16 protein-coding genes are annotated in these 19,488 nt (G+C 73.1%); 10 read left to right on the top strand and 6 right to left on the bottom strand.

From position 1 onward, the window contains the following. Positions 1–30 precede the first annotated feature (30 nt). The 4 genes from ACFKCF_RS55750 to ACFKCF_RS55735 all read left to right on the top strand — a co-directional run bounded on the left by ACFKCF_RS55750 (position 31) and on the right by ACFKCF_RS55735 (position 4,551). Positions 31–1,449, top strand: a complete 1,419-nt coding sequence (locus ACFKCF_RS55750; RefSeq protein ID WP_394504857.1) for a GDSL-type esterase/lipase family protein — start codon at positions 31–33, stop codon at positions 1,447–1,449. 79 nt (positions 1,450–1,528) lie between these two features. Next, positions 1,529–2,749, top strand: coding sequence for a carbohydrate-binding protein (locus tag ACFKCF_RS55745; protein ID WP_394504855.1), 1,221 nt, complete (start codon positions 1,529–1,531; stop codon positions 2,747–2,749). A 211-nt stretch (positions 2,750–2,960) separates the two neighbouring features. After that, positions 2,961–3,269 carry a hypothetical protein gene (locus ACFKCF_RS55740; RefSeq protein WP_394504854.1) on the top strand — a complete coding sequence of 103 codons (309 nt, stop codon included), beginning with the start codon at positions 2,961–2,963 and terminating at the stop codon, positions 3,267–3,269. A gap of 115 nt (positions 3,270–3,384) precedes the next feature. Beyond that, positions 3,385–4,551: an alpha/beta fold hydrolase gene (locus ACFKCF_RS55735; protein ID WP_394504852.1), complete on the top strand. Its 1,167-nt coding sequence runs from the start codon at positions 3,385–3,387 to the stop codon at positions 4,549–4,551. Positions 4,552–4,565: 14 nt separating this feature from the next. Here the strand turns inward: ACFKCF_RS55735 and ACFKCF_RS55730 are convergent, their stop codons facing one another. Further along, positions 4,566–5,348, bottom strand: a complete 783-nt coding sequence (locus tag ACFKCF_RS55730) for an MBL fold metallo-hydrolase (protein ID WP_394504850.1) — start codon at positions 5,346–5,348, stop codon at positions 4,566–4,568. Continuing rightward, positions 5,345–6,349, bottom strand: a complete 1,005-nt coding sequence (locus ACFKCF_RS55725) for a cyclic nucleotide-binding domain-containing protein (protein ID WP_394504848.1) — start codon at positions 6,347–6,349, stop codon at positions 5,345–5,347. Before ACFKCF_RS55725 ends, ACFKCF_RS55730 begins: the two co-directional genes overlap by 4 nt. Positions 6,350–6,481: 132 nt before the next feature. Between ACFKCF_RS55725 and ACFKCF_RS55720 the strand changes: the two genes are divergently transcribed. Genes ACFKCF_RS55720 through ACFKCF_RS55695 form a run of 6 tightly spaced genes read left to right on the top strand, consistent with a single transcriptional unit; the run spans position 6,482 to position 16,824 of the window. Further along, positions 6,482–7,783 carry an adenylate/guanylate cyclase domain-containing protein gene (locus ACFKCF_RS55720; protein WP_394504847.1) on the top strand — a complete coding sequence of 434 codons (1,302 nt, stop codon included), beginning with the start codon at positions 6,482–6,484 and terminating at the stop codon, positions 7,781–7,783. 1 nt (position 7,784) lies between these two features. After that, positions 7,785–8,495 (top strand): ABC transporter ATP-binding protein, encoded by a 711-nt coding sequence (locus tag ACFKCF_RS55715; RefSeq protein ID WP_394504845.1) that lies wholly within the window; start codon positions 7,785–7,787, stop codon positions 8,493–8,495. Beyond that, a complete protein-coding gene (locus ACFKCF_RS55710; RefSeq protein WP_394504843.1) occupies positions 8,492–10,852 on the top strand; it encodes an ABC transporter permease in 2,361 nt (786 codons plus the stop codon). Before ACFKCF_RS55715 ends, ACFKCF_RS55710 begins: the two co-directional genes overlap by 4 nt. A 4-nt stretch (positions 10,853–10,856) precedes the next feature. Further along, positions 10,857–13,283: an ABC transporter permease gene (locus ACFKCF_RS55705; RefSeq protein WP_394504841.1), complete on the top strand. Its 2,427-nt coding sequence runs from the start codon at positions 10,857–10,859 to the stop codon at positions 13,281–13,283. 3 nt (positions 13,284–13,286) lie between these two features. Then, the gene (locus ACFKCF_RS55700; RefSeq protein WP_394504839.1) at positions 13,287–15,380 is read left to right on the top strand and encodes a histidine kinase; all 2,094 of its coding nucleotides are present in this window, start codon (positions 13,287–13,289) and stop codon (positions 15,378–15,380) included. Beyond that, a complete protein-coding gene (locus tag ACFKCF_RS55695; protein WP_394504837.1) occupies positions 15,373–16,824 on the top strand; it encodes a phytoene desaturase family protein in 1,452 nt (483 codons plus the stop codon). Before ACFKCF_RS55700 ends, ACFKCF_RS55695 begins: the two co-directional genes overlap by 8 nt. A 17-nt stretch (positions 16,825–16,841) precedes the next feature. Here ACFKCF_RS55695 and ACFKCF_RS55690 read toward each other — a convergent pair whose 3' ends face one another. The 4 genes from ACFKCF_RS55690 to ACFKCF_RS55675 all read right to left on the bottom strand — a co-directional run bounded on the left by ACFKCF_RS55690 (position 16,842) and on the right by ACFKCF_RS55675 (position 19,234). Next, positions 16,842–17,198, bottom strand: a complete 357-nt coding sequence (locus tag ACFKCF_RS55690) for a response regulator transcription factor (RefSeq protein WP_364856166.1) — start codon at positions 17,196–17,198, stop codon at positions 16,842–16,844. Positions 17,199–17,250: 52 nt separating this feature from the next. Then, positions 17,251–17,928, bottom strand: a complete 678-nt coding sequence (locus tag ACFKCF_RS55685) for a response regulator (protein WP_394504893.1) — start codon at positions 17,926–17,928, stop codon at positions 17,251–17,253. Then, complete coding sequence (locus tag ACFKCF_RS55680) at positions 17,909–18,586, bottom strand: LuxR C-terminal-related transcriptional regulator (RefSeq protein WP_394504836.1); 678 nt, start codon at positions 18,584–18,586, stop codon at positions 17,909–17,911. Before ACFKCF_RS55680 ends, ACFKCF_RS55685 begins: the two co-directional genes overlap by 20 nt. A gap of 63 nt (positions 18,587–18,649) precedes the next feature. Beyond that, a complete protein-coding gene (locus tag ACFKCF_RS55675; protein WP_394504834.1) occupies positions 18,650–19,234 on the bottom strand; it encodes an LGFP repeat-containing protein in 585 nt (194 codons plus the stop codon). Positions 19,235–19,488: the final 254 nt, after the last annotated feature.

Genomic DNA, 19,488 nt, shown 5'->3' with positions numbered 1-19,488 from the left:
CAGGCCGGTTGTCCTCACACTGGAGCCTCGATGAAATGGTTGCCGAAGATCTCCTTACTCGCGGCGATGACGACGGTACTGGCCGGCGCTCCCATCGCGTTCGCGACAGGCGCGCACGCCGCCACCACCCGGTACGAGGTGGAGTCCGCTCCTGCCGTGTGCAGCGGCGCCATAGCCGCCAACCACTCCGGCTACTCCGGTAGCGGTTTCTGCGACACGCCCAACGCCGTCGGCAGCGCCGTCCAGTTCACCATCGACTCACCCGCCGCCGCCACCTTGAGCATCCGCTACGCCAACGGCACCACCGCCGACCGGCCCGCGGACATCAGCGTCAACGGCGCGGTGGTGCAGCCCGGAGCCGGCTTCGAGAGCACCGGCACGTGGGACGCCTGGACGACCAGGAGCCTGCCCGTCCAGCTCAACGTGGGGACCAACACCGTACGGCTCGCCGCGACCACCGCCGGCGGGCTGGCGAACATCGACTACCTCGACGTCACGACCGGCGGCGGGGACGGCTCGCCCACCGATCCGAACATCCGTTTCGTCGGCCGCTGGGACACCCGCGACAGCACCGCCTACGTCCCGGGCTGGGCCGGCGCCCACCTCAAGACCGCCTTCACCGGCACCACCGTCAAGCTGAAGCAGCGCAACACCATCGACCTCTACTACAGCATCGACGGCGGCCCCGACGTCTACCTGCAGAACGTGTCGGGCACGGTGAACCTGACCCCGACACCGCTGGCGGCGGGCAACCACACCCTGCGCGTGTCCTACCGCGTGGTGGCCGGCTCCTACCACGGCGACGCGGTGTTCCGGGGGCTGGTGCTCGACCCGGGCGCGCGCACGCTGCCCGCCGCGCCGGCGCGCGGCACGGTGGAGTTCGTCGGCGACTCCATCACCGTCGGCACCACCACCTCCAAGAACGCTCTCACCGCGTACGGCTGGCTGGTGGGGGAACAGCTGGGGCTGGACCACATGCAGGTCGCCCAGGGCGGCGCCTGCCTGGTGAGCACCGCCGACGGCTGCGTCGGCCTGGACCGCCGGTTCGTGAAGGTCAGCGCCGTGGACGGGGCGGTCGACCATGACTTCAGCCGCTACCAGGCGGGCGTGGTCGTGATCAATCTGGGCACCAACGACGTCGGGCACGGCGTGTCCACGACTCAGTTCCAGAGCTCCTACGTCGGGCTACTGCGGACGATCCGCGGCAAGTATCCGCAGGCCGCGATCCTGGCCCTGCAGACCTTCCGCGGGCGGTACGTCCCCCAGACCCAGGCGGCGGTGCAGGCCGTCAACAACGCCGGTGACCGCAACGTCTTCTTCGTCAACACCGACGGCTGGGTGCCCCCGGACGGCCTGTCCGACAGCGTCCACCCCAACGACATCGGTCACCGCGCGATCGCGGCCAAGCTGGCGCCGATCGTGGCCGCCCACCTCGCATCGATCTCCTGAAAGGGCCCCTCACCTGACGTTTCGTGCGGCCTGCCACGCCAGGTCCGCACGATCGGAAACTACCTGTTGGAGTTCTCTGATGCTCTTACGAAGGAAGCGCGCCGCGCTGCTGTCCGCCGGTATCGCCTTCATGCTGGCCGCCGCCGGTGTCGTCATGGCCGCGGGACCGTCCGTGGCGGCGACCCGCTACGAGGCGGAAACCGCACCTGCCGCCACGTGTGACGGTGCCATCGAGTCCAACCACGCCGGCTACTCCGGCAGCGGATTCTGCAACGGCGACAACGCGGTCGGCGCGGCGGCGCAGTTCACCGTGAACGCATCCGCGGCCGGCACCGTCACCATCGCCATCCGGTACGCCAACGGCGCCACCGCCAACCGCCCCGCCGACGTGCTGGTCAACGGCACGGCCGCCCAGGCGGGCATGCCGTTCGAACCCACCGGCGCCTGGACGACGTGGGTCACGAAGACGCTGACGGTCACGGTCAACGCCGGCGACAACACGATCCGGCTGAGCCCGACCACCGCCGACGGCCTGCCCAACATCGACTATCTCGACCTCGGCACAGACGGCACTCCGGACCCAGGCAAGATCACGGTCTGGCTGGCCGGCGACTCCACCGTCGCCAACAGTTCCGGGAGCAACATCGTCGGCTGGGGCCGGGAGCTCGGCCAATACCTCACCACCAACGCCACCGTGGTCAACAACGCCGTAGGCGGCCGCAGCGTCCAGACCTGGCTGTACGAGTCGGCCGTCACCAGCACCAAGAACTCCGCCGGGGAATGCGTGCTCAGCTCCACCGCCTACGCCGCCCGCTGGCAGTCCATGCTCAACGCCGCCACCGGGATGAAGGCAGGCAACTGGCTGCTCATCCAGTTCGGCATCAACGACGGCTCGACCACCTGCCCCCGCCACGTCGGCTCAGCCCGGTACCGCGAACTCCTCACCGCCATGGTCCGCGCCACCCAGCAGCGCGGCGCGCATCCCGTGCTGGTGACCCCGGTGGCCGCGCTGACCTGCAGCGGGAGTACGGCCACGCCCAACCGCGGATTCGTGACCGAGACCTTCGACGTCGGCGCGGCCACCGCGACCCCCGTCATCGACCTCCACAAGCTGAGCTACACGCTCTACAACAGCCTCCACTTCTGCCCGTTCAACGGCGACTACGGCTCCGGCCCCGTCGGCGCGTTCTTCGCCGACGACCACACCCACTTCGAGGCGGCCGGCGCCCGCCAGATCGCCGGCCTGGTCACCAAGGCGGTACGGGACCAGCACCTCGGCCTGGCCGCCTATCTGCGCTGACAATCGGCTGGACCGCCGCGCCCCGGACGCCACCCTCGCACCGGGCACTGACGCGAGGGCTTGGCGTCCCGCAGCTGGGGAGGGTAGCCGCGCTGCCCTCAGCCTCGGGTGCAGCCTGACGTTTCCACGTTTCCACGTTTGCCGATGTGTCGGTGGCAGGGCGGCGACGCACGTACGCTCGTCTGAAACGAAAGGCCGGACACCTGGAGAGATGTTGCAAGCCTGGCATGGCGCGCTCGCCGTGGCCTTCGGAGCCGTCATCACCTTGACCGGCACACCGGCGCCGCAGGCCATTCCGGCGAAAGCCGCTGCGGCCGGGTGCGCCGCGTTCGTCGTCGGCCAGGCGGAGGAGGTCGTCTCCGACGCCACCCGCGACCGGCTCGGCCTCGACGGCCGGTCGGCCCGCTTCCCCGTCGCCCGCGAGGTGCGCCAGCCCTTCACCCGGTACGTCAAGGCCGGCCACCACCTCGTCATCACCGGCAGGCCGCCCTCCGGCTACGCCCCGCCGAAGGCCGCATGAGCAGGCCCCGTCTGCTCTCCCGGCCCGCCGGTCAGTGTGCGGTGCCCGGCTCCCGAGCTCGTCCGGCGACCGCCGTTTCCCCGTGTCACCACCGGTGAGGAAAGGAACAGACGACATGAACCGCATGCGACGAGGCCGCCGCGAGTACGCGGAGATGATGGGATCGCCCCCCGAGGTCGCGCTGGCCGGTGTACGAGCACAGTCGCCCGAGCTGTACGACGCCATCGTCGAAGGCTTCGGCGGGCCGATGGCCCGCACCGAGCTGAGCCGTACCGCGAGAGAGCTGGCGACCGTCACGATCCTCGCGGCGCTCGGGGGCGCCGAGCCGCAGCTCGCGATACACACCGCCGCCGCGCTGCGCAACGACGTGACGCCCGCCGAGCTGCGGGCCCTGGCCGAGCACGTGTCCCTCTACGCCGGCATGCCGCGGGCGCTCAACGCGCTGCGGGTGATCGACGAGGTGCTGACGGCGGCCGGGGCACCCGCTCCCGCCGCCCTCCAGCGGGTAGTGCTCGCCGATCACGAGACGGTCGTCGCCCGGCGTGGCGAGTCGGGACCGCCCGTCGTGCTGCTGCACGCTCTCGGGCTCGGCTGGCGGATGTGGGAGCCGGTCATGGAACGGCTCGCCGAGACCAGACGGGTGTTCGCCTACGACATTCGGGGGCACGGCTCGGCCGCCGGGTCGCCGGCCCCGTTCACCATGGACGATGCCGCCACGGACCTGTTCGGGGTGCTCGACGCCCTCGGCCTGGAGCAGGCCCACGTGGTCGGCCTGTCCTACGGAGGCGGCATCGCGCAGACCGCCGCCGTCGCCAGACCTGGGCGGTTCGCCTCTTTGTCCCTGCTGGGTACCACCGACCACGCCTTCGAGGCGTTCGAGGACCGGGCCAGGGCCAGTGAGCAGGACGGCATGGCGGCCCAGATCGTGCCGTCGCTCACCCGGTGGTTCACCCCGGCCGCGCTCGCCGTCAACGGCCCCGCCGTACGGTACGCAAGGGAGCACGTGCTGCGCGCCGATCCCGCCGACTGGGCGGCCGCTTGGCGGGCCTTCAAGGGTCTCGACGTGCAGGGGCGGCTGGCCGGGTTCGAGCCGCCCGTGCTGGTGCTGGCCGGCGAGCTCGACGCCTCCTGCACACCGCAGGTCATGAAGGACCTGGCCGGACGCATCCCCGGCGCCACCTACCGGGAACTGCCCGGCACCCCGCACATGATGTCGCTGGAAAGGCCCGACCTGGTGGCCGCCACCCTCGACGCCTTCCTGCCGCCCGGTGGGCCCTCCTGAGGGCCCGGGCCGTGTCAGATCGTGAGAATGTCGCCCTCGCGGGCGAACTCCGCCTCGCGGTACTCCTTGGCCAGGATGTCCAGTTCGTCGTCCGTACGGCTAGGGGCATGATGGGTGAGCACCAGGCGGCGGGCGCCGCAGCGGGCCGCGAACGCCAGCGCGTCGGGGACCGTGGCATGGCCGTAGGCGTCGGCGAGCGCCTGTTCGGCGGGGCGGAACTGGCCGTCGTGCAGGAGCACGTCCACCCCGGCGGCCAGGTCTTCGGCCGCCGGGCTGCCGAGCTGGGGACTGTGGTCGGGCAGGTACGCCAGCGACCTACCGCCGCCCTCGACGCGGATCCCATGGGCCGTGCCGCCCTTGTGCACGATCTCGGCCACCCGCACCTCGTACCCCTCCGTCGGGCCGCCGGCCGAGCACAGGAACCGCCAGCGGCCGTGCAGCCCGGCAGGGGTGATGGGGAAGTAGGGGGGTGACATGAGCTGGGTCAGCGCGGCCAGCGGATCGGGGGCGGGCAGGTACAGGTCCACCCGCGAGTCCGGGTGGTCGAGCGGAGGGCAGAAGGGCAGCCCCTGCACGTGGTCCCAGTGCAGGTGGGACAGGATGATCGAGCCTTCGTAGGCCCGCCCGGCCAGCAGCGCGGCCAGCCCGCGCAGGCCGGTGCCCGCGTCGAGGACCAGGCGGGGCACGTCGGAGTCGTCGGGCAGTACGGCGACACAGCTCGTGTGACCGCCGTATCTGACGAAGCCCGCGCCGGGAGCCGGCGTCGAGCCTCGCACGCCGAGGAGAGCGACCCTCACCGAACCTCCGAGAGATCTTCACGATGGTGGCCTTCGGCCAGGCGGAACAGGGCCTCGATGGCGATGAGGTCGGCCGGGGCCTCGGCCACCCGGATCGGGGTGAGCGCGGTGAGCGTGGCCGTGCGCCGACCCGCCTCCAGGACCGCGCGCTCGCCGAGGATCGCGCCGGGGCCCAGCTCGGGCAGCGGCCGGCCGTCCACGTCGATGCCGACGACGCCGTCGAGCAGCAGGAACAGCGACGAGCCAGGGTCGCCCTGGCGCATCAGCACCTCACCTTCCTTCAGCGAGCGGATCCGCGGCCGGACGCCGCCGCGCATGATCATGGAGGACATCTCCCGCTCCAGCGCGGTCTCGGCCGCCGTGACCAGGACAAGCGAGTCCTCCGTCCCCCACGGCGTGTGCTCGGGGCCCTGCTGGGCGGCCCACCTGGCGAAGTCGGTCACGCCCGCCTTGAGCGTGAGCCTCTCGTCCGCGCCGTACACCCAGTGTCGGGGAAAGGGGCTCGCGCCGTCGAGCGACAGTTCGGCCCGGCCGTCGGCGTGCAGCGTCAGCGACAGCGTCGTCCACACCAGCGGCGACTGCAGCCGCAGGTAGGGAGGGCGGGAGACGCGGCGCGGGAACGGCAGCGCGGTCCTGCCGCCCGCGCTCTGCGTGAAGCGCACCCAGCCGTCGCCCGTCTCGGGCTCCGGCCGCAGGTCGGGCAGGCTGAAGGCGGCGAACGTCACCCCGAGCGGACCCAGCCGCACCGTGGTGGAGCCCATGATCAGGCCACCGCCGCTGCCGCAGCGGACGAGCCGGTCGCCGTCGAACTCGGCCCACGCCGTCAGCCGGTTGGCGAACCTGAAGCCACCCGCCGCGCGCAGCGCCTCGATGTCGCCGACGACGTCGGGCGGCGGGTCGTCGTAGTGCGCGATGCCCATCGTGAACGCGGGCTTGGTATACCCCTTGACCGCCTCCGACGGGATCCACGAGAGCGAGGTCACCTGCGATTCGATTCTCATGACCACACCCTGCGCGCGCGACGCCCGGCGGGCGAGGGCGGCACCCTGCGGAATCGAGGGGGTGCCAGCACCCCCGACTCGTCGTCCTGACACCCTGGCCGCAAGGGAACGCGCCATTGTCTAATCCACCTTGTGGATCGCATCACGGTGGTGCTCGCGGACGACAATCTGATCGTCCGCGAAGGCGTGCGCGCCCTTCTCCTGCGTGACGCCGCTCTCGACGTGGCCGGCCTCGCCGCCGACTACGACGAGCTCGTCGAGCGCGCCGTACGGCTGCGCCCCCAGGTGATCGTCACCGACATCAGGATGCCTCCCACCTTCCAGGACGAGGGCATCGAGGCGGCCCGCGAGGTACGCAAGCGGCTGCCGGGCACCGGGGTCGTGGTGCTCAGCCAGTACGACGATCCCGAATACGCCATCAAACTGCTCGAAGGGGGCGCCGCCGGATACGCGTACCTGCTGAAGGACCGGGTCGGCGACGCGGGACTGCTCGGCCGGGCCATCAAGGAGGTGGCCGCCGGCGGGTCACTGATCGACCCCTCGCTCGTACGGGAGCTGATCGAGCCCGCCCGCGACGAGGGCGAGCTGTCGCCGCCGGAGGAGGAGCTGCTGCGGCAGGTGGCCGAGGGCCGCCCGGTCAAGGCCATCGCGGTGTCGCTCGGCCGCCCGCCCGAGTCCGTCAACGCCGCCGTCGAGCAGCTCTTCCTCGACCTGGCCAAGGGCGCCTCCGCCGGCCGGCAGGGCGCGCTGCGGCGGCTGCGGATGCTGCACACCGCGATCCTGCGCCGCGAGGAGCAGGGCGAGACGCTGTCCAGGCTGCTGCCGAACGGCCTGGCCGACAAACTGCGCCGCGACCGCGGCGCGTTCGGCAGGACGGAGCGGCTGGACGTCACCGTCTTGATGTCGGACGTCCGCGGCTACTCCGGCATCGCCGAGGCCACCGACCCGGCCGTGCTGGCCGCCCAGCTCAACGCCCACCGGCGGGCCATGAACGCGGCCGTCGTCGGCGCCGGGGGCACCGTCATGCAGTACGTCGGGGACGCCGTCATGGCGGTCTTCGGCGCCCCCGACCCGTCGGACGGTCACGCCGGGCAGGCGGTGCGCGCCGCCTGCGACATGCACGCCCGCCAGCGCGAGCTGGACGCCGAATGGTCCCCGCGCGGTCTGGCTCCGTTCGATCTCGGGATCGGCCTGTCGACGGGCGACGTAGCGGCGGCCCTGCTCGGAAGCGATGAACGGGTGGAGTACACCCTCGTCGGAGACACCGTGAACCTCGCGCAGCGCATGCAGGACCTCGCCCGGCCGGCCGGCACCGTGGCCGCGGAGTCGACCGTGCGCGCCGGGGGCGACGGCTGGTCCTGGCGCCCGCTCGGCCCGCGGACCGTCAAGGGCCGCGCCAATCCCGTGAACGCTTACCACTTAGAGGGGAACTGACATGTCCTCCCTGGAGACCGACGTCCCGGACGGCGACCTCGCCACCGCGCCCGCCGTACGCATCCGCGGGGCCCGCAGGACCTTCGCCGCCGAGCTCGCGCCCGTCCGCGCGCTGCGCGGCGTCGACCTCGACATCCAGCAGGGTGAGTTCGTGGCGGTGATGGGCCCGTCGGGATGCGGCAAGTCGACCCTGCTGAACGTGATCGCCGGCCTCGACACCGTGGACGAGGGCGGCATCGAGGTCGCGGGGGAGCGGATCGACGACCGCGACGAGGACTGGCTGGCCCGTTTCCGCCGCCACCACATCGGCTTCGTGTTCCAGTTCTTCAACCTGCTCGACGGCGTCTCGTCGCTGGACAACCTGGTCATGCCGGGCGTGCTGGCCGGCCGGAAGCGGCGGGCCGCGGAGAGCCGCGCCCGTGACCTGCTCGACCTGCTGGGTCTCGGTGACCGCGCCCAGCAGGTGCCCGCGGTGCTCTCCGGCGGCCAGCGCCAGCGCCTGGCCATCGCCAGGGCCCTGGTCAACGAGCCGACGCTGCTGCTGGCCGACGAGCCGACCGGCGCGCTGGACAGCGAGGGCGGCCTGGAGGTGCTGGAGCTGTTCCGCCGCCTGCACGAGGACGGGCAGACCATCGTCATGGTCACGCACTCCGCCGACGTCGCGGCCGGCGCCGGCCGGACGGTGCTGATGCGCTACGGCAGGGTCTCGTGACGCGGCTCTGGCTGGAGCTGGAGTTACGCCGCCGGTGGAGGTCGCTGGCGGTGCTCGGCCTGCTGGTGGCACTGGCCGCCGGCATGGTGCTCGCCTCGGTGGCGGGCGCCCGCCGCGGCGCCACCACGGTGGACCGCCTGCTGGCACGTACGCTGCCCGCCACGGTCGCCGCCCTCCCGAACGACCCGAAGTTCGACTGGGACCTGGTGCGCGCGCTGCCCGAGGTCGCCGCGGTCGGCGAGTTCGCCGTCGCCCCCTTCTTCGTCGAGGAGTTGCCGCAATACCACGGCTACCTGCCGCCACGCGGCCCCGAGACCTACCGGACCGTCGAGAAACCCGTCGTGCTGAAGGGCCGCCTGCCCGACCCGGCCAGGGCCGACGAGGTGGCCGTCACCGCCCTGTCCCCCCTGAACATCGGCGACCGGATCACCCTGCGCCTGATGACCCCCGCCGAGGCCGAGGCCCCCGGCTTCGACGGCGACCCGCACGGGCCGGCCGTCCCCGCCCGCGTCGTCGGCGTCGCCCGCGGCCCCTGGTACGGCGACAAGCTCAGCGAGCAGGGCCAGATCCTGGTGTCGCCCGCCCTGTTCGGCGACCATCCGGCGAACTTCATCGGCACCCACAAGACGTACGGCATCGTGAACGCCCTGGTCCGGCTCAAGCGCGGCGCCGCGGACCTGGCGAGCTTCCAGGCCGGGCTGGCGAGGGTCACCGGCAGGAGCGACATCGAGCTGATGAACCTGGAGGACGATGCCGCGCACGCCAGGAAGGTCGTGCGTTTCGAGAGCGGGGCGCTGTTGGCCTTCGCCCTGGCCGTGCTGGTGGCGGCGCTCGTGCTCGTCGGCCAGTCCGTCTCCAGATACGTCGCGGCCGGGCTCGGCGACCTGCAGGCCCTGCGGGCCTGCGGCCTCACCCCGCGGCAGGCGCTCGCCCTGGCCGTGGCCGCGCCCACGCTCGTCTCCGTGGCCGGCGCGCTCCTCGGGGCCGCCGGAGCGGTGACGGCCTCGCCCTGGATGCCGGTCGGCATGGCCGCCCTGTACGAGCCGACGCCGGGATTCGACCTCGACTGGCCGGTCCTGCTGGCCGGTTGCGCCGCCGTGCCGCTGCTGGTGCTCGCGGGAGCCCTCGCGAGCGGCTGGCTCGCGCGCGGCGCAGGACGGGACGGGGCACCCGTCAGGCGCTCGGCCGTGGCGCTCGCCGCCGCGCGGGCCGGTCTGCCGCTGCCCCTGCTCGTCGGGGCGCGCTTCGCCCTGGAGCCCGGCCACGGCAACGGCCGCGTCCCCGTACGGCCGGCGCTGCTCGGCTCGGTCGTCGGCGTGCTCGGCGTGCTGGCCGCCTTCACCTTCTCCGCCGGGGTCTCCGACGCGGCCGGCCACCCCGAGCGGTTCGGCATGACGCACCGGATCATGGCCTACCTGGGCGAGGGCGGCGCCGAGTTCGGCCAGGCCGGACCCGTCCTGGCCGCCCTCGCGAAGGACCCGGACGTCACCAGCGTGATGGAGACGTACGTGGGCGTGCTGAACTCCCCGCGGACGTCGGTGACCGTGTACTCCCGCCCCGAAGGCACGGACTTCCCGGTCGTCCTGGACAGGGGGCGGCTGCCCGGACGCCCCGACGAGGTGGCGCTCGCGGTGACCTCGGCGAAAGAGCTGGGCGCGGACGTCGGCGGCACGGTCACGCTGTCGGGTGTCACGCTCAAGGTCACCGGCGTGGGATTCGTCATCGCCGGCTCGCACAACAACTACGACGACGGCGGCTGGCTCACCCGCGAGGGCTTCCGAAGAGCCTTCGGCGACACGTCCAAATACCATCTCGCCGTCGTCTCGGTGCGCCCCGGCACGGACCCGCAGCAGGTCATCGGCCGCTTCAGGGAGTCGATCGGCGCGCTTCCCGGCACCGGCAAGATCGTCATCGAGCCGGGTCAGCCGCCCGAGGAGTCCGTCGAGGTGCGGAACCTGCGGGTGCTGCCCGCCCTGCTCGGCACGTTCCTCATCGCGCTCGCCGCCGGCGCCGTCGGGCACGCGCTGGCCACCGCCGTACGGCGCAGGCGGCACGAACTGGCGGTGCTGCGGGCCCTCGGCATGACCAGGGCCCAGACCAGGGTCGTGGTCGTCACCCAGGCCACGCTGCTCGCGATGATCGGGCTGGCCTTCGGGGTGCCCCTGGGACTGGCGCTCGGCCGTACGCTCTGGCGGATCGTGGCAGACCAGACGCCGCTGTTCTACCAGCCCCCCGATGTGCTGGCCGCGTTGCTGCTCATCGGCCCCGCCGCTCTCCTCGGCGTCAACCTGCTGGCCGTCCGGCCGGGACGGCAGGCCGCCCGGGTGAACGTCGGCCACGTCCTGCGTACGGAGTGATCGCGTGATATCGACCTGGCTCCGCCTGGAACTGCGCCGCCGCTGGCGCTCGCTGCTCGTCCTGGCCCTGCTGGTGGCGTTCGCCGGGGGCACCGTGCTGGCCTCGCTGGCCGGGGCGCGGCGCGGCGACACCGCGATCGACCGGCTGGCCGCGCGCACCCTGCCGCTCACCATCGTCGTGCTGCCCAACCAGCCCGGCTTCGACTGGGCGGCCGTGGCGGCGCTGCCCGAGGTGGAGACGCTGACGCGGTTCCCGGTGTCCGGGTTCGGCGTCGCGGGCATCCCCAACTCCGCCGAGATCTCCGTCTTCCCGCCCGCCGACGGCAACGTCCTGAACACCATCGAGCGGCCCGTGGTCATCGAAGGACGCATGGCCGACCCCGCCAGGGCGGACGAGGTGATGGTCACCTCCCAGTTCCTGACGGCCTATCACAAGAAGGTCGGCGACAGGCTCACGCTGGAGCTGATGTCCAAGGAGCAGGCCTCCAGCGACGACTACGACCCCGCGGCCGAGCCCATGAAGGGCCCCCGCGTCCCGGCGACGATCGTCGGCGTCATCCGGTCACCCTGGTTCTCCGACAAGTTCGTCGGCGACTGGGGAGTCGTCGTGCCCACGCCGGGCCTGTACGCCACGTACAAGGAGAACATCCTCGGCCCCCACGGCTACGTCAACGCGATGGTACGGCTGAAGGACGGACGGGCGGGCCTGGAGGCGTTCCGCCGTGACCTGGCCGTGGTCAGCAAGCGCAGCGACATCGACATCTGGGACTGGGAGCTGAAGTGGGTGACACCGGCCCGCAACCTGAACCACTTCGAGGCCGCCTCGCTGCTGGCCTTCGGCCTGGCCGCGCTGGCCGCCGCCATCGTGCTCGTCGGCCAGTCGATCGCCCGCTACACGGCGGCGACCATGGTGGACCTGCGGCTGCTGCGGGCGGTCGGAATGACGCCACGGCAGGCCGTCGGCGCCGCGTCCGCCGGCCCGTTCCTCGCCGCGCTCGCCGGGAGCACGCTCGCGGTCGTGGCCGCCGCCGTCGCCTCGATCTGGCTGCCCATCGGCGCCGCCGCCCTGTACGAGCCCGAGCCCGGGTTCCACATCGACTGGCTGGTCCTCGGCGGCGGCTGGCTGCTCATCCCGCTGCTGGTCCTCGCGGGCACCGCCGCCGCCGCGGCGCTGCTCCGGCGCACCGGCGAGCACAGCGGCCGGCGCTCGGCCGTGGCGCTGGCCGCGAGCCGGGCGGGCCTGTCGGTGCCGTTCGTCGTCGGGGCGCGGTTCGCGCTGGAGCCCGGCCGGGGCCGCAGCGCCGTCCCGGTACGGCCCGCGCTGTTCGGCGCGGTCGCCGGGGTGTTCGGCGTGCTGGCCGCGTTCACCTTCTCCGCCGGGGTCAACGACGCCGCCGAACATCCGATCAGGTTCGGCCAGGCCTACCAGCTCGAAACGTACCTCGGGTTCAACGGCCAGGACTTCGTCCTGGTCGACAAGGTGCTGGCGGAGGTGGCCAAGGACCCCGACGTCATCGGCGTGAACGACGGCAGGATCGCGGTCGCCGAGTCACCGCCGGCCGGCGCCGCGGGCGAGCCCGGGGTGTCCGTCACCGCGTACACGTACCGTCCGGTCGGCCGCCCCATCGACGTGCTCATGCTCGACGGGCGCCTGCCGTCGTCGGCGGAGGAGATCGCGCTCGCGCCGGTCAGCGCCTCGCAGCTCGGCGTCAAGGTCGGCGACCGGGTGACGCTCGGCGGCGGGCGGAAGACGACCCGGCTCACCGTCACCGGCATCTCGTTCCTGCCGATGGGCCCGCACAACGACTACAGCGACGGCGCCTGGGTCACCCCGGCCGGCTACGACGCGCTGTTCGGCGGCGCCCACTATCCGTTCAAGTTCCACGTCGCCGAGGTCGCCGTGCGACCGGGGGCCGAGCTGGAGAAGGTCAGGGCCAGGCTGGCGGCCGTGGCCGCCAAGGCCACGGGACGGCCCGGCGTGGCGTTCACCGACCCGCTGGAGATCCAGCAGGTACGGCAGATCCGCGACGTGCAGGCACTGCCCCTGCTGCTGGCGGGCTTCCTCGCCCTGCTGGCCCTCGGCGCGGTCGGCCACGCACTGGCCACCGCGGTGCGGCGCAGGCGTCACGAGGTCGCCGTGCTCCGGGCGCTGGGCATGACCCGCCGGCAGGCCAGGTGGGCCGTCGTCACCCAGGCCACGCTGCTCGCGTCGGCCGGGCTGGCCTTCGGCGTCCCGCTCGGGCTCGCGGTCGGGCGCACGCTGTGGCGCGTGGTCGCCGACATCATGCCGCTGGCGTACGTGCCGCCGGTCGCCGTCTGGGCGCTGCTCCTGGTCGGCCCGCTGACACTGCTGCTGGCCAACCTCCTCGCGGCCTGGCCGGGCAGGATGGCAGGCCAGCTGCGCATCGGTGACGTCCTGCGGGCGGAGTGAGCCATGACCCACACCTTCGTCCCGCCGATCGGCGCGCTGGCGCTCGGGACCGTCGCGGCGGCCGTCGCCGCGGGCACCGGACTCGACGCGTACGCGGTCGCCTCCGTCGTGCTCTGCGTGGCCTGGGCGGGGGCCGCCACCGCGGCGCTCCTGGCCGACCGGCCGCTGCTCGCGCGGACGGCCGGGCTGGTCCTGGCCGCGCAGATCGCCGCCACCGTGTGGCCCCGGGCCACGCCGGTGGCGGTGGTGGCCTGGCTGGTGTGCGCCCTCAGCCTGCCCGAGGGCCTGATCGGGTCGTGGCCGCGCCGCATCACCGCCGCCGCCGGCCTGGCCGTCGCCGCCGCGTGGGCGATCTGGCTGCCGGTCACGACGGGCGGGGCCATCGCGTGGATCGCCGCGGCGGGGACGGCGGCGCTGGTCGGCGTGCTGGTCCGCTGCCCGCGCGCCCCCGCCACCCACCGCCGCGTGCTGCAGTGGGTGGGGGCCGCGGCCGTGGTGACCGCGGCCGCGGACGCCGTCCTGATCGCGCTGAACCTGCTGCTCGGCATGCCCGGCGACGGCACGCTGCTGCCGTGGCTGCTGGCCGCCATGGTGGTGCTGCCCGCCGGCCTGATGCTGGCCCAGATCCCGGCCGTGGCCAGGCTCGCCGAGCGGGCCCTGGTCGAGGCGGTGGTCGTCGCCGGACTGGGCCTGCTCGTGGTCGCCGTCTATCTGGTCGTCGTGATCGGCCTCGGCCACGAGCCGGTGGGCGCCGAGCACGACGTGCTGCTCGCGAGCGTGATGGCCGCGCTGATCGCCGTCGTGCTCGCGCTGCCGCTGCGTTTCCGGCTCGTCTCGATCGGCCAGTCCATGCTGGGCCGGCGCGGCCGTACCCCCGAGGAGGCCCTGGCCTCGTTCGGCGCGCGGATGAGCCGCGCGGTGCCCTTCGACGAGCTGCTGCTGCAGCTCGTCGAGTCGCTGCGCGCCACTCTCGGCCCCCAGGGCGCGGAGGTGTGGGTGGGGACGGCGGGGCTGCTGCACCTCACCTCCAGCGTGCCCGAGCGCCCCGAGGCGCAGATCACGCTCGACGACAGGGAACGCCTTGTCGTGGGCCGCACCAGGATCGGCGGCAACGCCTGGCTGACGGTATGGCTGCCCGCCCTGCTCGACGGGTATCCCGCCGGCTCCCTCATCCGGGTCGCGCCCGCCGCCCACCTCGGTGAGCTGCTCGGCCTGCTCGTCGTACGGCGGCCGCCCGAGGGCGTCGAGTTCACCGACGAGGACGACCGGGTGCTGATCGAGCTGGCCCGCCAGGTCGGCCTCGCCCTGCACAACATGCGGCTGGACAACGCCCTGCAGGCGTCCCTGGAGGAGTTGCGCCAGCGCAACGAGGAGCTCCAGGCCTCCCGCCTGCGCATCGTCACCGCCGCCGACGCCTCGCGCCGGGCCATCGAGCGTGACCTGCACGACGGCGCCCAGCAGCACCTGGTCGCGCTGTCGGTGAAGCTCGGCCTGGTCAGGGAGATCATCAAGGACGACCCGGGGATGGCCGCCGAACTGCTCGAAGAGCTGCGTACCGACCTGCAGAACGCCAACGCCGCCTTCCGCGAGCTCGCGCACGGCATCTACCCGCCGCTGCTGCGCAACCACGGCCTCGGCGAGGCGCTGCGCTCGGTCACCCGGCGGGTCGCGCTGCCGTACCAGATCAACGTGGAGCTGCCGCGGCGTTACCCGGAGCAGGTCGAGGCCGCCGTGTACTTCTGCTGCCTGGAGGCCGTCCAGAACGCGGGCAAGTACGCGGGAGCGGGCGCCACCATCGAGGTGAGCATCCAGGCGGAGAAGGGAAGGCTCAGCTTCGCGGTGATCGACGACGGCGTCGGCTTCGACGCCCACGGGAACGAAGGCCACGGATTCGTGAACATGGCAGACCGGCTGGGAGCGATCGGCGGCGTGTTGCGCGTGGAGTCCGCGCCGGGCGCGGGCACGGTCGTGCGCGGCGACATCCCCATCCCCGACCCGCCCGTTTCCGGACCTTCCTCTGGGCCCTCTTCTGTGCCCTCTTCTGGGCCCTCTTCTGGGCCCGCCGTCTCGCGGGCGGTGGGAGACGGCGGTGAGTAGGGCTGATGGGTTCGACGCGGTGGTGGTCGGCTCGGGGCCGAACGGCCTGGTCGCGGCCGTGACACTGGCGGAGGCCGGGCGTCGCGTGCTCCTGGTGGAGGCGGCGGGCCGCTTCGGCGGCGGCCTGCGTACCGAGGAGCTCACCCTGCCCGGCTTCCGCCACGACGTGTGCGCCACCGTCCTCGCCCTGGCCGTCGCCAGCCCGGCCTTTCGCGGCCTGCGCCTCGACCGGCCTACGGCCGGCCCGGGCGCCGGGCGGGCGGGTGTCGAGTGGGCGCACGCGCCCGTCGTGGCGGCCCATCCGCTGGACGGGCAGCCCGCCGTGCTCGTCCACCGCGACCTGGAGCGGACGGCCGGGGGACTGGGCAAGGACGCGGCGGCCTGGCGGGCCACCGTCGGCGCCGCCGTCCGCGCCGGCGACCCGCTCGTGGACACGTTCCTCGCGCCGCTGTCACCGCCGCGCGCGCCGCTGGCCGCGGCCAGGTTCGGCGCCGCGGCCGCCCTGCCCGCGGCCGTGCTCGGCCGTACGCTCTTCCGCACCGAACGCGGACGGGCCGTGCTCGCGGGCATGGCCGCGCACTCCATGCTCGACCTGCGCTCCCCGATCACCGCCGGGTACGGGCTGCTGCTGGCCGTCCTGGCCCACCACGTCGGCTGGCCGATGGCCGCAGGCGGCTCCCAGACGGTGGCCGACGCCCTGGTCGCCAGGCTCGTGGCGAACGGCGGCGAGGTCGTCAGCGGGCACCCCGTACAGGACCTGAAGGAGCTGCCACCAGCCAGGTCGGTGCTGCTCGACCTCACGCCGCGCCAGGTCCTGGACGTCGCGGGCGACCGGCTGCCGCCCGGCTACCGGCGCCGTCTGTCCCGTTTCCGCTACGGCCCCGGCGTCTTCAAGCTCGACTGGGCGCTGTCGGGCCCGGTGCCGTGGCGTGACCCGTCCGTCGGCCTGGCAGGGACCGTCCACCTGGGCGGAACGCTTGAGGAGATCATGCTGAGCGAGGCCGAGGTGGCCGCCGGGCGGCACCCGGCCCGGCCGTACGTGCTGCTCACGCAGCCGACCGTGGCCGACCCTACGCGCGCGCCCGAGGGGCGGCACGTGCTGTGGGCCTACTGCCACGTGCCCAACGGCTCCGCCCGGGACATGACGGACGCCATCGAGGCGCAGATCGAACGTTTCGCGCCCGGCTTCCGCGACCTCGTGCTCGCCCGCCACGCCCTCGGCCCCGCCGCGCTCCAGGCCCGCAACGCCAACCTGGTCGGCGGGGACATCGGCGGCGGCGAGGCGTCGCTCGCGCAGTTCGCCCGCCGTCCCCGCTACTCACCGCACCCGTGGGCCACGCCGGTTCCCGGACTGTACATCTGCTCGTCGAGCACGCCACCCGGCGGGGGCGTCCACGGCATGGGCGGCCTGCAGGCGGCCCGGCTGGCCCTGCGCCGCGACTGACCGCTCAGCGGGGCAGGTCAGGAGAGGGCGCGCAGGGCCGCGGGGGTGAGGTCGTCCTTGCGGATGTAGGTGAGCGCGCCGCACGTGCGCGCGTCGGGAGGCAGGTCGTCGGCCGCGTACGTCGACAGCAGAACGATCTTCGTCTCCGGCGCCCGCGCCAGGATCCTGCGGGTCGCCTCGATCCCGCTGATGCCCGGCAGGTTGATGTCCATCAGGATCATCGTGGGCCGCTCGAGCGCCGCCTGGTCGTAGGCCTCCTCGCCGGTCGTGGCCTCGCCGACCACGCGCCAGCCGGGCAGCAGCCGGACGAGCGTCCTGGCCACCGAGCGGAAGGTCGCCTGGTCGTCAACGATGAGGACGTCGACCCCTGTCATGTCTCCAGCGTCCTCCTTTTCCGCCTGCCTCCCAAGGGAGGGACCACGAGAGTCAGCGGGTGCTAGCATCCCCCGACCGCGCGGACAGGTAGAGGAGCACCGCCATCACCCGCCGGTTCGTGTCCGGCTCGGGGCCCAGCCCCAGCTTGGCGAAGAGCGCGTTGATGTGCTTCTCCACGGCCCGCTCCGTGAGGAACAGCGCGGCCCCGACCGCGGCGTTGCTCTTGCCCTGCGCGATGTGGGCCAGCACGTCGCGCTCGCGACCGGTCAGCGTCGCCAGCGGTGAGGAGCGCGCGTGGATCGAGTCGGCCACCAGGGCCTCCACCACGGCCGGGTCGATGACCGAGCCGCCCGCCGCCACCGCCCGCACCGCCTCGACCAGCGACCGGGGGTCGCTGACCCGCTCCTTCAGCAGGTACGCCCGTCCGGCACTGCCGCCCGCCAGCAGCGGCGTGGCGTAGGCGGGCTCGGCATACTGCGACAGCACCACCACGCCCACCCCCGGGTGACTGCTCCGCAGCCGGATCGCGGCGGCGATCCCTTCGTCGGCGAAGCCGGGCGGCATCCTGATGTCGGTCACCACGACGTCCGGGTCGTGCTCGTCCACGGCGGCCAGCAGCTCGGGCAGGTCCGCGCAGGCGGCCACGACCCGGAAGTCCTCCTGCAGGTCGAGCAGCCGGCGGACGCCCTCTCTGACCAGCAGGGAGTCCTCAGCGATCACGATTCGCACGGACATCGGCGCCCTCCATGCGCAGCCAGGTGAGCACCGCGAGCACCCGCCGGTTGTCCTCGGCCGCCGGACTCAGGCCGAGCTTGGTCAGCACCGCGGCGATGTGCGCCTCGACCGTCTTGGTGCCCAGGAACAGCGTACGGGCGATGGCCGCGTTGGACCTGCCCTCCGCCATGAGCCGGAGCACGTCGCGCTCGCGGTCGGTGAGCCTGCTCAGCGTCGTCTCCTCGTGACGCTGCCGCAGCAGAATGCCCACGATCTCCGGGTCGACCACCGCGCCGCCGGAGGCCACCCGCTCCAGCGCGGAACGCAGCGCCGCGGCGTCGTCCACCCGGTCCTTGAGCAGATAGCCGACCCCGCGCGGGCTCGCGTCGAGCAGGCGGGCGGCGTAGGCGCCCTCCGCGTACGTCGACAGCACGAGCACGCCCAGCTCCGGGTAGCGCTCCCGCACCTCGATCGCCGCGGCCAGGCCCTCGTCGGTGAACGTCGGCGGCATCCGCACGTCGAGGATCGCCGCGTCCACCTGATGCGCGCCCAACTCCGCCCACAGCTCCGTGACGTCACGTGCCTGGGCCGCCACCTCGACTCCCACCGCGCCGAGCAGCAGCGCCAACCCTCTTCGGAAGAGGGCCGAATCATCACAGATCACTACCCGCATGCGATCGAGTCTGACAGCACGAAGGCCCGGCCGCCCAGGGCTGCCGGACCTCGTGAGCGAACCTCACGCGTTGACGGACACGGGGATGGTGTACCCCTGACGGCAGGTGTCGCCGGTGAGCTTGTCGTCGCAGCCCTGGATCCAGAAGGTGTACGTCGCGTGATAGCCCGCGCTGTTGATCACCCCGGCCGGAGGGGTGCCGGTGATCTTGCCCGCGGTGCGGGAGGAGGTGTGCACGGTGACGTCGTGGCTGGGGAAGCCGACCAGGCCGATGTTGGGGCTGGCCGTCCAGTGGATGCGCCAGTAGTCGTAGTTGAACGGGGTCGTCGGTCCCCAGCGGAACACCGCCCTGCCGTTCGACTCGTACGCCGCGACGATCATGTTCGTGCCCTGGTCCGGGGAGAAGGCCACCTGGCCGCCTTCGAAGCGCTGCTTGCGCCCGTTCCGGTTGGGCAGGCTGTACTCCTTGCCGGTGGGGCAGCCGAGAGGGCCGTTCCCGGCGCCCAGCGAGCGCCAGTAGTCGCCGATCAGCCCGTACGGCTGGATCGCGCACGTGCCGGCCTGCGCGGGAGCGGCGGCGGCGAGCCCGGAGGCCACGGTGGCGGCGAAGGTGACGGCGGCGGCCAGGGTGCGGGTCGAGCGGTTCATGGTGAGCTCCTGGAGAGGTGGTGATCTCGTTTCCGATGGCTCAACCATGCGCTCCGCACCGGGTCCGCCACATCGTGGCAAACCCGGCGACGGTCTAAGGGTTATCCCTGTTGCGATTGCTCCAGACTTCGAGCACGCCGGGCCGCCCACCACGTTCGAGCCGGACACCGTGCGGAAACGTCGTCCCAGAAGGACCACACGGGTCAGGTGCGTGGCGACGCGGGTCCGGCCCGCCCGTACGGCTCACGGTTCAG

Source organism: Nonomuraea sp. JJY05 (assembly GCF_043496855.1).
Lineage (GTDB): Bacteria > Actinomycetota > Actinomycetes > Streptosporangiales > Streptosporangiaceae > Nonomuraea.
This window is presented reverse-complemented; position numbering and strand designations above follow the sequence as displayed.